The organism is Pseudomonas sp. HS-18 (assembly GCF_020401845.1).
Classification (GTDB): Bacteria; Pseudomonadota; Gammaproteobacteria; order Pseudomonadales; family Pseudomonadaceae; genus Pseudomonas; species Pseudomonas nitroreducens.
Map to the genome: position 1 here is coordinate 6481835 of NZ_CP084413.1, position 11669 is coordinate 6493503.

The following is an 11669-nucleotide window of genomic DNA, read 5'->3' on the forward strand; positions in this document are numbered from 1 at the left end:
GCTTAGATCTCGGCGGCCAGTTGATCAACCAGCTGCTTTTGCGCGTTGGCATCGATCGAAGCACCCAGGATCTTCTCGGCGCCGGAGACAGCCAGGGCACCCACTTGGGCACGCAGGGCGTCTTTGACGCTGTTGAGTTCCTGTTCGATCTGGGCTTTGGCCTGGGCGATCATGCGATCACCTTCGGCACGGGCCTGATCACGGGCTTCGTCAACGATCTGGTTAGCGCTCTTCTTCGCCTGCTCGATGATTTCGGCTGCCTGAGCCTTGGCTTCGCGCAGTTGCTGACCCGCTTTCTCGTGGGCCAGTTCCAGGTCACGAGCCGCGCGGTTGGCAGCGTCCAGGCCGTCGGCGATCTTCTTCTGACGCTCGTGCAGAGCCGCAATGACCGGAGGCCACACGAACTTCATGCAGAACAGGACGAAGATGGCGAACGCGATGGCCTGGCCGATCAGAGTTGCATTAATGTTCACGCCAATACCTCGCTCGTTCGTTGTTCAGTCACAGATTTCCGCGTTGCGGAAATTACTGGGCAACCTGAGCAATGAACGGGTTAGCGAAGGTGAAGAACAGAGCGATACCAACACCGATCATGGTCACGGCGTCGAGCAGGCCGGCGACGATGAACATTTTGACCTGCAGCATCGGAACCATTTCCGGCTGACGAGCAGCGCCTTCCAGGAACTTGCCGCCCAGCAGGCCGAAGCCGATGGCGGTACCCAGAGCGCCCAGACCGATCAGCAGTGCAACGGCGATAGCAGTGAGTCCAACTACAGTTTCCATTTTTCCTCCCGACTTTTTTGTCGTGTTGGTTAAAGGTTGAAGCAAGTTAAGGTGGTGAAGCTCTTCTTACGCCCACTCCCGCGAGGGAATGGGCGCATAGAATCTTTGGATCAGTGGCTGTCTTCGTGGGCCATCGACAGGTAGACGATGGTCAGCATCATGAAGATGAAGGCCTGCAGGGTGATGATCAGGATGTGGAACACGGCCCACGCCCAGTTCAGCACCACGCCCATGCCGCCCAGCCAGAGGATGCCGGAACCGAACATCACGGCGATCAGGATGAAGATCAGCTCGCCGGCGTACATGTTGCCGAACAGACGCAGTGCCAGGGATACGGGCTTGGCGATCAGGGTCACGAACTCCAGCAGGAAGTTCACGGGGATCAGGATGATCTGAACCACCATGTTGCTGCTGTGGAACGGGTGCAGGGTCAGCTCGCCGAGGAAGCCGCCGATGCCCTTGACCTTGATGCTGTAGAAGATGATCAGCGCGAACACGGCGATCGACATGCCGAAGGTAGCATTCGGGTCGGTAGTGGCCACGGCGCGGAAGAACAGGTGCTCGTTGCCGGTGACCGCCTGAGCCGCCAGCGGCAGGAAGTCCACGGGCACCAGGTCGATCAGGTTCATCAGGAAGATCCAGACGAACACGGTCAACGCCAGCGGTGCGATGAGCGGATTACGGCCGTGGAAGGTGTCCTTCACGCTGCCGTCGACGAACTCCACGAGAACTTCGACGAAGTTCTGCAGGCCGCCAGGTTGACCGCTGGTGGCCTTCTTGGCTGCCATGCGGAAGATCAGGATGAACACCAGGCCGAGGAATACGGACCAGCCCAGGGTATCAACGTGGAATGCCCAGAAGCCCATTTCCTTGGCTTGTTCGGCGGTGTGGGCGAACCCCCAGGAACCATCCGGCAGACGACCCAGGGTCAGGTTCTGCAAGTGGTGCTGGATGTAACCCGAAGCGCTTTCTGCTGCCATGTTTGCCTCAATCGCTCTAAGGTCTTGTAAATGTGTTTCGCATCAGCAGGGGTGCAAACCAGCTGACCGCGAGGGTCAGCAGGTAGAGGCCGAACAGCGCCAGGGGCGCCAGCGGCTTCACACCTGCGAACGTCAGTGCGAAGAGCACTGCCGTCAGAATCAGTTTTCCCGCCTCACCGGCATAAAAGGACCGGACTATCAGCTGGGCAGAACGCGCGCCGCTATAACGGAACGCCTTGCGAGCAAAGTACAGATTCGGCAACCACGCAATCAGGCCTCCGAGCAATCCGGAATAACCTGCGACCGATCCCCGGGCAAACCACAGGGTTGCTGCACCGATAAGCAGCACCACCAGTTGGACGAGCAACAGGCGAAACGCCGGTTGACGATGGAAGGGCAAACGATTGGGCTTGCGGGGTTCCATCTGAGCTCACAGTCCTCTGGCGTCGGCTTCACAAATCAACAACTTGGCATACTTTGTGCCGACAAAATTGCGCGCAGAGTATAGGGGGCGCCGCATACCCGTTCAACCGTCAGGTAGTGATTTCCGACGACCCCCTACATAGCCTTTCGTATCAGCGTATGTGGGCGAGCACACCCTGCAGCTCGTCGAGGGAGTTGTAGCGGATCACCAACTGGCCCTTGCCCTTCTGGCCATGGCGAATCTGCACGGGAGCGCCCAGGCGCTCGGCCAGGCGCTGTTCGAGGCGGCTGATGTCCGGGTCGGTCCTGACCGTTTTGACAGGTTCCTCGGATGTATTGAGCCACTGGCGCACTAGTGCTTCGGTCTGACGCACAGTGAAACCGCGTGCGACAACATGTCGCGCACCCTCAACCTGCCGATTCTCCGGCAGTCCGAGCAAGGCGCGGGCATGGCCCATTTCCAGGTCGCCATGGGAGAGCAGGGTCTTGATCTCCTCCGGCAGAGCGATCAGCCGCAACAGATTGGCCACGGTGACGCGGGATTTGCCCACGGCGTCGGCGACCTGTTGCTGGGTCAGCTGGAATTCCTGCTGCAGGCGCTGCAGGGCAGCCGCTTCCTCGATGGGATTGAGGTCTTCGCGCTGGATGTTCTCGATCAGTGCCATGGCGATGGCAGCTTCGTCGGGCACTTCGCGGACCATCGCCGGGATCTTGTCCAGGCCGGCCTGCTGGGTGGCGCGCCAGCGGCGCTCGCCAGCGATGATCTCGTAGCGACCGTTGCCAATGGGGCGCACCACGATCGGCTGCATCACACCCTGGGCCTTGATCGACTGGGCGAGTTCCTCGAGGGCCTGTGGGTCCATGTCGCGGCGGGGCTGGTACTTGCCGCGCTGGATCAGGTCCAGCGGCAGGTGTTGCAGCTCCTTGCTGTCCACCTGAACGGCTTCTTCCTGCAGCGTAGCGGCGCTGGAGCCACTGAGCAGGGCGTCCAGCCCGCGTCCGAGACCTCGTTTCTTGGCGGCCATGCGGGTTCCTTAATCTCTTAGGCGGGTGCGGTGGTGCGAGCGGCGCGCTGACGGCGCACCAGCTCGCCGGCCAGCGCCAGGTAGGCGAGGGCACCGCGCGATTGCTTGTCGTAGACCAGCGCCGGCATGCCGAAGCTGGGGGCTTCAGCGAGTCGCACGTTGCGCGGGATCACGGTGGTGTAGAGCTTGTCGCCGAAGTGTTCCTGCAACTGCGCGCTGACGTCGTTGGTCAGGCTGATGCGCGGGTCGTACATGGTGCGCAGGAGGCCTTCGATCTTCAGCGCCGGATTCAGGCGCTCGGCGATGCGCTGGATGCTGTTCATCAGGTCGGTCAGCCCTTCCAGTGCGTAGTACTCGCACTGCATGGGGATGATCACGCCGTCCGAGGCGGACAGGGCGTTGACCGTCAGCATCGACAGCGACGGCGGGCAGTCGATGAGGATGAAGTCGTAGTTCTCGCGGATCGGCGCCAGCGCGTGGCGCAGACGATGCTCCTTCATATCCATTTCCAGCAGCACCACTTCCGCCGCGGTGAGGTCGCGGTTGGCGGGCAGCAGCTGGTAACCGCCGTGCTCGGAGAACTGCATGGCCTGGGCCAGGTCGCATTCGCCGGTGAGCACGTCGTAGATGGAATGGTCCAGGGACAACTTATCCACACCGCTGCCGGTGGTGGCATTGCCCTGTGGATCGAGGTCGATCAGCAGCACGCGTCGCTTGGTGGCGACCAGCGATGCCGCGAGGTTGATACAGGTCGTGGTCTTGCCGACGCCGCCCTTCTGGTTGGCGATCGCGAATACCTTAGCCATGGTTTTCCCCACTCCCCGTCATGCAGTGCGGCGCAGTATCAGCAGATGGCGCTGGCCTTGGCAACCCGGCACCGCCAGAGCGTGTTCGGCTTCGACCCGGAAATCTTCCGGGAGTGCCGCGAGCTCGTCGCTGGGGTGCACGCCTTTCATGGCCAGCCAGTTGGTTCGAGTGTCACCCAGGTGACGCGTCCAGTTCGTGAAGTCTTCGAGGCTGCTGAAAGCCCGCGAGACGATCCCGTCGAACGGCTGCTCGGGCTGGAAGGCTTCCACACGGCTGTGGATAACCTGCAGGTTGTCGAGCTTGAGCTCCAGCCTCACCTGGGTCAGGAAGCGGGTCTTCTTGCCGTTGCTGTCCAGCAGGGTCAGGGACTTTGCGGGGAACAGTATGGCCAGCGGGATACCAGGCATGCCTCCACCGCTGCCGACATCCAGCCAGCGCTCACCGCCGGCGGCTTCGAATTGCGCGACGATGCTCAGACTGTCGAGCAGGTGGCGCGAGACCATTTCATCCACATCGCGCACGGCGGTGAGGTTGTAGGCCTTGTTCCACTTGGCCAGCAGGGCCAGGTAGTCCAGCAGTCGTTGCTGGGCAGCGGCGTCGATATCCAGGCCGAGCGTCTGGATGCCACGCGCGAGTTCGTCGGCGTGACGGGCAGTGACCACGGACATCAGGCGCTCTGCTCCAGCTGACGACCGGACGAGCGTTTCTTCAGATGGATCAGCAACAGGGAAATCGCCGCCGGTGTCACGCCCGGGATGCGGCCGGCCTGACCGAGGGTTTCCGGTCGGGCATTACCCAGCTTGAGCTGAATCTCCTTCGACAGCCCGGAAATGGACTGGTAGTCGATATCCACAGGCAGGCGGGTGTCCTCGCTGGCACGCAGGCGAGCGATCTCTTCCTGCTGGCGATCGATATAGCCGGCGTACTTGGTGCGGATCTCCACCTGTTCGGCGACCTGCGGGTCTTCTGCGCCAGCGCCGGTCACTTCGGCCAGGCTTGCGTAGTCGATTTCCGGACGGGCCAGCAGGTTGAGCAGGTTGTATTCGTGAGCCAGCGGAGTGCCGAAGCGATCGGCGATGGCATCGCCCTGCGCAGTGTTGGGGCGAACCCAGGTGCTCTTCAGCCGCTGTTCTTCACGCTCGATACCTTCGCGCTTGGCTTCGAATACAGCCCAGCGCTCGTCGTCGATGAGACCCAGCTCGCGGCCCTTTTCGGTCAGGCGCAGATCGGCATTGTCCTCGCGCAGGATCAGCCGGTATTCGGCGCGCGAGGTGAACATGCGGTACGGCTCCTGGGTACCGAGGGTGATCAGGTCGTCGACCAGTACGCCGATGTAGGCCTCGTCACGACGCGGGCACCAGCTGTCGCGGCCTTGCGAACGCAGTGCGGCGTTGGTGCCGGCGAGCAGGCCCTGGGCGCCGGCTTCTTCGTAGCCAGTGGTGCCATTGATCTGGCCAGCAAAGAACAGGCCGTCGATCACCTTGGTTTCCAGGCTGTACTTGAGGTCACGCGGGTCGAAGTAGTCGTACTCGATGGCGTAGCCCGGGCGAACGATATGCGCGTTCTCCATGCCGCGGATCGACCGGACGATATCCAGCTGCACATCGAAGGGCAGCGACGTGGAGATGCCGTTCGGATACAGCTCGTGCGTGGTCAGGCCCTCGGGTTCGAGGAAAACCTGATGGCTGTCCTTGTCGGCGAAGCGATGGATCTTGTCTTCGATCGACGGGCAGTAACGCGGACCGACACCTTCGATCACACCGGAGTACATGGGCGAGCGATCGAGGTTGGACGCGATGATCTCGTGGGTCCGCGAGTTGGTGTGGGTGATCCAGCAACTGACCTGGCGCGGATGCATTTCCCTGGAACCGAGGAAGGACATCACGGGAATCGGGGTATCGCCCGGTTGTTCGGTCATCACGCTGAAATCGACGCTGCGACCATCGATGCGCGGAGGCGTCCCGGTCTTCAGGCGACCGACACGCAGCGGCAGCTCGCGAAGGCGCTTGGCCAGGGCGATGGAGGGCGGATCGCCTGCGCGGCCGCCGGAGTAATTCTGCAGACCGATGTGGATAAGTCCGCCGAGGAAGGTGCCGGCGGTAAGCACGACGTTATCCGCATGGAATTTCAGACCCATCTGGGTCACCACGCCGCGCACCTGATCCTGCTCGACGATCAGGTCATCGCAGGACTGCTGGAATATCCAGAGGTTGGGCTGGTTCTCGAGGATTTCCCGCACCGCTGCCTTGTAGAGGATGCGGTCTGCCTGTGCACGCGTAGCGCGTACGGCCGGGCCCTTGCGGCTGTTCAGGACGCGGAACTGGATGCCGCCTTTATCGGTGGCCAGCGCCATGGCGCCGCCCAGGGCATCGATTTCCTTGACCAGATGGCTCTTGCCGATCCCACCGATGGCGGGGTTGCAGCTCATCTGGCCGAGGGTTTCCACATTGTGGGTGAGCAGCAGCGTCTTCACGCCCATGCGTGCAGCCGCTAATGCGGCCTCTGTGCCGGCATGGCCGCCGCCGATCACGATCACGTCAAAACGGGAAGGGAAATCCACCACGCACCTCGTGCCTGTTGATCAAGGAGAAAGAAGAGAGCCGGACAGTATAGGGGTTAAGGGCTTTCGATTGAAGGCGCTGAACAAAAAATAGCCAATCGGTTTTGTTCGACGCTATAGAAAATAAAAGAGAGGAACTTTTTTAAATCTTTTTAGAGCTTGTGTTTATGTATGGTGAAGCGGTTTTCTGTGGATAAGCCGATGCAGGCCTTGAACCATAAAGGTTTCAGCCGATAACAACCCTGTGTCGATGCTGTCAGGTTGCAGGGGATCTCCCGTGTTCAGCCTGTGGATGAAGTAGCATGTTATCAACAGGTGGATTTACCCACAGGATGGTGCAGGGGTTGTCTACTAATCTGTACGGTACTTTTCCACAGGGTTCACGAATGCCTGTGGAAGGATCCTTTTATTCTCTGAAAGCCACGCATCACTAGGCTTCAGCTGTATTCATGGCTGTGGATAGATGTTCCAGAGGGAAAACGGGGACGGCAGGATGCGCGGTGACGGAATGGCTCCGTCACCGGTGGGGAAAGGCTGGGTTGTGGATTACTTGCCGATGCAGAAGCTGGAGAAGATTCGGCCTAAAAGGTCGTCCGGCGTGAAGGCGCCGGTAATCTCGCCAAGTGCCTGCTGGGCCTGGCGCAGGTCCTCGGCCAGCAGTTCACCTGCGCCGCTCAGGGTGAGCTGTGCGCGGCCATGCTCGAGGCTATCTCCTGCCTGGCGCAAGGCCTCCAGGTGCCGGCGGCGGGCGCTGAAGCTGCTCTCTGCTGTTTGCTCGAAGCCCATGCAGGCCTTCAGGTGCTCGCGCAACAGGTCCAGCCCATTCCCCGAGCGGGCGGACAAGGCGATGGTGACGTGACCGTCAGCGCTCTCCTGCAGCCCGACTGACTCTGTGGATAAATCCGCCTTGTTGCGGATTAGGGTCACGTGCGCCGGATCGGGTCGGCTGTCCAGGAACTCAGGCCACAAGGCGAAGGGGTCGCTGGCTTCCGGCGCGGTGGAGTCCACTACCAAAAGCACGCGGTCGGCTTCGCTGATTGCCTTCAGCGCGCGTTCCACGCCGATCTTTTCCACATGATCATCAGTGCTGCGCAGACCGGCGGTGTCGATAATGTGCAGCGGCATACCGTCGATGTGGATATGTTCGCGCAACACGTCGCGGGTGGTGCCGGCGATATCGGTGACGATGGCGGCTTCGCGGCCGGCCAGGGCGTTCAGCAGGCTCGATTTGCCGGCATTGGGACGCCCGGCGATCACTACGGTCATGCCATCGCGCAGCAGCGCGCCCTGGCCAGCCTCGCGCAATACCGAGGCAAGCTCTGCGCGCACCGCATCCAGTTGCGACAGCACATGGCCATCGGCGAGGAAGTCGATTTCCTCTTCCGGGAAGTCGATGGCGGCCTCGACATACATGCGCAGGCCGATCAATTGATCGGTCAGGCTGTGCACGCGGCGGGAGAACTCTCCTTGCAGTGAACGCACGGCATTGCGCGCAGCCTGGGCTGAGCTGGCCTCGATAAGGTCGGCGATGGCTTCAGCCTGGGCCAGGTCGAGCTTGTCGTTGAGGAAGGCGCGTTCGCTGAACTCACCCGGACGGGCCTGGCGCGCTCCCAGCTCCAGGCAACGTTGCAGCAGCATATCCATCACCACCGGGCCGCCGTGGCCCTGCAGTTCGAGCACATCCTCGCCGGTGAAGGAATTCGGGCCGGGGAAGAAGAGCAGCAGGCCTTCGTCGATAACGTCGCCATCATCGGCATGGAACGGCCCGTAGTGCGCATGGCGAGGCTGCGGCTCGCGCCCGCTCAGGGTAATGGCCATGGTGCGGGCACGGGGACCGGAGACGCGGACAATGCCCACCCCGCCACGGCCCTGAGCGGTGGCAACGGCGGCGATGGTTTCACGGGCTGTATTCATGTCGGCGGTCTCGCGGTTGTGTTCGTGGCGCGCGGGAAAGCAACGTTATCCACATAGCAAAACGCCCCACTAGGGGGCGTCTTGTCGATCGGTTTGAGGCTGCGATATCAGGCGGGAGCCTTCTTCGCGGAAGCCTCGATCCGACGGGTAATGTACCACTGCTGCGCGATGGACAGGCAGTTGTTCACAACCCAGTACAGAACCAGACCAGCCGGGAACCACAGGAAGAAGAAGGTGAAGATGATCGGCATCAGCTTCATGACCTTGGCCTGCATGGGGTCCGGCGGAGTCGGGTTGAGCATCTGCTGAACCAGCATGGTAGCGCCCATGATGATCGGCAGGATGAAGAACGGATCCTTCACCGACAGGTCGACGATCCAGCCCAGCCACGGAGCCTGGCGCATCTCGACGCTTTCAAGCAGTACCCAGTACAGGGAGAGGAAGACCGGCATCTGCACCAGGATCGGCAGGCAGCCGCCCAGCGGATTGATCTTCTCTTTTTTGTACAGCTCCATCATCGCCTGGGACATCTTCTGGCGATCGTCGCCGTGCTGTTCCTTCAGGGCGGCCAGTTTCGGCGACACGGCGCGCATGCGGGCCATGGAGCGGTAGCTGGCGGCGGACAGCGGGAAGAAGGCCAGTTTGATGACGATGGTCAGGAAGATGATCGACCAGCCCCAGTTACCCACCAGGTTGTGGATATGTTGCAGCAGCCAGAAGATCGGCTGGGCGATGAACCACAGCGGACCGTAGTCGACGGTCAGTTCCAGGCCCGGGGACAGTTCCTTCAGGTACGCCTGCAGTTTGGGGCCGGCGTACAGGGTCATGCTGGTTTCGCCCTTGGCACCCGGCGCAACCGTCAGGTTGGGGCCGGTGTAGCCGACGATGTAGTTGCCCTGAGCGTCCTTGCGGGTCATCACGCTGTGGGTATCGCCCTTGGCGGGAACCCAGGCGGTGACGAAGTAGTGCTGCAGCCAGGCTACCCAGCCTCCCTGGACGGTTTCCTTGAACTGCTCCTTGTCCATGTCCTTCATGGACACTTTTACGTAGGGCTTTTCAGGGGTCCAGACCGCGGCGCCGAGGTAGGTCGACACACCGGTCGCGGTGGTAGAGGACGGGTCGACGCTGGCGTCACGCTTGAGCTGGGCGAACAGCGAGGCGCTCCACGGTTTGTCGCTCTGGTTGTCGATCAGGTAGCTCACGCCGACCTGATAGGCATTGGGGTTGATGCACTCGAGCTTCTTCTGCGCCTTTTCTTTCTCGGTGCAGTCGCTTTTCAGGCCGCGGTGGAAGGTGAAGCGCTTGATGTAGCTGACGCCGTCCTGTGCATAAGTCAGGTCGACGACCATCTGGTCCTGGCCGTCCGCCAGTTCGTAGACAGGTTTAGCCGAAGCGTAGAGCGGGCGCCCGCTGGCAGCGGCGTCCGGACCATTGGCACCGGTCAGGCCGCTCTGGGCCAGGTAGGTACGCTGGTTGTCACGCTCGAACAGCGGGAACGGCACATCCGGGCGGTCCTGGCGCAGCGGGTACTGGGTCAGACCAAGCTTGATCACGTCGCCGCCGCGCGGGTCGATGGTCAGGTCCAGGACATCAGTCTTCACGCGGATCAGCTGTTCGCTGGCTGCTGCCGGCTTCTGCTCGTTAGGCAGGCTGGCCTGGGCGTTCTGCGTGGTGGGTACGTCAGCGTTGGCCGCGTTGCCGGCAGGCACGGAAGTGTCCGGCAGGCCTTCAGTCTGATTGAAGGTCGCGGTCTGCGCCGGCAGTTCGGGCTGGCCGTAGTCCTTGTTCCACTGGAGAACCAGCGCGTAGGACACGATTGCCAGGGCGACGAATAGGATTGAACGTTTGATGTCCATGGTTACTCGGCCGTCGAGGAAGGGGCGGGCTTGGAAGGATCTGGCGGTACCGGGTCGTAGCCACCGGGGTGCCAGGGATGGCAGCGGCCTAGGCGACGAGCGGCCAGCCAGCCACCACGCAGGAAGCCATGGATTTCAATGGCCTCCTGCGCGTAGCAGGAACAGCTGGGGTAGAAACGACAGTGCCTGCCCATCATGGGACTGATGGCGTAGCGGTAAAACTGGATCAGTAACAGCGCCAGTCTACGCATGGGAACTGTCGGCCACTCCCGGAGATTCTGTCGCGGGTTCCGGACTTGGCCGATTGCGCAACAGGCGCTCCCAGAGTTTGCCGAACTGCTGGTGCAGCTCCGGATTCTCCAGATCGCCAAGACCTTTGCGCGCGATCACCACGATATCCAGACCAGCCAGCTTCTGCTGGTTGAGGCGGAAGGAATCGCGGAGAAGGCGTTTAAGGCGGTTACGCTCGACGGCGAGCTTGACGTTCTTTTTGCCGATCACCAGGCCGAGGCGGGGATGATCGAGACCGTTTTCGCGCGCCAGCAGCAGAATGTGCTTGCCGGGAACCTTGGAGGTGGGGGAGTCGAAGACTGCTGTGAATTGCCGGGCTGTCAGAAGACGTTTTTCCCGGCTGAAATCTTGACTCACCACCTGTGTCGGACAAATCAGACGGTCAGACGCTTGCGGCCCTTGGCGCGACGACGCGACAGAACCTGACGACCGTTCTTGGTTGCCATGCGAGCGCGGAAGCCGTGAACGCGAGCGCGCTTGAGGGTGCTGGGTTGGAAAGTACGTTTCATGATTCGGTACCTGGGTTTGACGACATGAGGTCGCAGTGACCCCGTTTAAAGAGACCGGCGATTCTAGTGAAATCATGCGGTCAGGTCAATTTCCAACCAGCATCGGAAACAAAATCTATAGAAAGGAAGGAAATCTCTTTCTTTAAAGATTGAATCGATGATTATGTTTATGCAGGTATCTGCCTGTGCATAACTCCTCAAAGGGAACAGGGTGCGCGGGGTACAGCCAATGATAACCCTGTCGGGAAGTCGTGCGCGGGTTGTGTGGGGCCGGTTGGAAAGCTGGGTATGGAATGCGGTTTTTTCCACAGAAGTTTTTTCCACAGATTGATCCCCTGCGTCGTCCCCTGCCCCATCAAGCTGTTATCCACAAGGTTCAAGGCGCCATTACCCGACCACCGGTAAAATCATTAACACCTTGATTTTGCTTGTGTCCTGGCACGCTTAACTGTGGATAAGTTGGTCTGGCGCGGATACAATGGCGGTCTGTTTCGCTTTGCGACTTCTTTTGGGGGATATCC

Annotated in this window: 13 protein-coding genes; all 13 read right to left on the minus strand. The window is 61.1% G+C overall.

Features of this window, described 5'->3' with window-relative positions; genetic code table 11:
* Positions 1 to 2 precede the first annotated feature (2 nt).
* Positions 3 to 473 carry a F0F1 ATP synthase subunit B gene (locus tag LDJ84_RS30055; protein WP_017518842.1) on the minus strand — a complete coding sequence of 157 codons (471 nt, stop codon included), beginning with the start codon at positions 471 to 473 and terminating at the stop codon, positions 3 to 5.
* 52 nt (positions 474 to 525) lie between these two features.
* Positions 526 to 783 (minus strand): F0F1 ATP synthase subunit C, encoded by a 258-nt coding sequence (gene atpE / locus LDJ84_RS30060; RefSeq protein WP_003457994.1) that lies wholly within the window; start codon positions 781 to 783, stop codon positions 526 to 528.
* A gap of 110 nt (positions 784 to 893) precedes the next feature.
* The gene (atpB, locus tag LDJ84_RS30065) at positions 894 to 1763 is read right to left on the minus strand and encodes a F0F1 ATP synthase subunit A (RefSeq protein ID WP_017518843.1); all 870 of its coding nucleotides are present in this window, start codon (positions 1761 to 1763) and stop codon (positions 894 to 896) included.
* Positions 1764 to 1779: 16 nt separating this feature from the next.
* Entirely contained in the window at positions 1780 to 2187 is a 408-nt protein-coding gene (locus LDJ84_RS30070; RefSeq protein WP_037010316.1) for a F0F1 ATP synthase subunit I, read from the minus strand.
* A gap of 151 nt (positions 2188 to 2338) precedes the next feature.
* On the minus strand, positions 2339 to 3211 hold the full coding sequence (locus LDJ84_RS30075; protein WP_024765004.1) for a ParB/RepB/Spo0J family partition protein: 873 nt from the start codon (positions 3209 to 3211) through the stop codon (positions 2339 to 2341).
* A 17-nt stretch (positions 3212 to 3228) separates the two neighbouring features.
* On the minus strand, positions 3229 to 4017 hold the full coding sequence (locus LDJ84_RS30080) for a ParA family protein (RefSeq protein WP_024765005.1): 789 nt from the start codon (positions 4015 to 4017) through the stop codon (positions 3229 to 3231).
* Between the two features lie 18 nt (positions 4018 to 4035).
* Positions 4036 to 4686, minus strand: a complete 651-nt coding sequence (gene rsmG / locus LDJ84_RS30085; RefSeq protein WP_024765006.1) for a 16S rRNA (guanine(527)-N(7))-methyltransferase RsmG — start codon at positions 4684 to 4686, stop codon at positions 4036 to 4038.
* Positions 4686 to 6578 carry a tRNA uridine-5-carboxymethylaminomethyl(34) synthesis enzyme MnmG gene (gene mnmG / locus LDJ84_RS30090; protein WP_084358491.1) on the minus strand — a complete coding sequence of 631 codons (1893 nt, stop codon included), beginning with the start codon at positions 6576 to 6578 and terminating at the stop codon, positions 4686 to 4688. The genes rsmG and mnmG overlap by 1 nt, the downstream gene beginning before the upstream one ends.
* 546 nt (positions 6579 to 7124) lie before the next feature.
* Positions 7125 to 8492 carry a tRNA uridine-5-carboxymethylaminomethyl(34) synthesis GTPase MnmE gene (gene mnmE / locus LDJ84_RS30095; protein ID WP_196912924.1) on the minus strand — a complete coding sequence of 456 codons (1368 nt, stop codon included), beginning with the start codon at positions 8490 to 8492 and terminating at the stop codon, positions 7125 to 7127.
* 107 nt (positions 8493 to 8599) lie between these two features.
* Entirely contained in the window at positions 8600 to 10348 is a 1749-nt protein-coding gene (gene yidC, locus LDJ84_RS30100; RefSeq protein WP_196912923.1) for a membrane protein insertase YidC, read from the minus strand.
* 2 nt (positions 10349 to 10350) lie between these two features.
* Positions 10351 to 10599, minus strand: coding sequence for a membrane protein insertion efficiency factor YidD (gene yidD, locus LDJ84_RS30105; protein ID WP_037007231.1), 249 nt, complete (start codon positions 10597 to 10599; stop codon positions 10351 to 10353).
* The gene (gene rnpA / locus LDJ84_RS30110) at positions 10592 to 10999 is read right to left on the minus strand and encodes a ribonuclease P protein component (RefSeq protein ID WP_226045696.1); all 408 of its coding nucleotides are present in this window, start codon (positions 10997 to 10999) and stop codon (positions 10592 to 10594) included. Before rnpA ends, yidD begins: the two co-directional genes overlap by 8 nt.
* Positions 11000 to 11013: 14 nt before the next feature.
* Positions 11014 to 11148 (minus strand): 50S ribosomal protein L34, encoded by a 135-nt coding sequence (gene rpmH / locus LDJ84_RS30115; RefSeq protein ID WP_003100258.1) that lies wholly within the window; start codon positions 11146 to 11148, stop codon positions 11014 to 11016.
* Positions 11149 to 11669 lie beyond the last annotated feature (521 nt).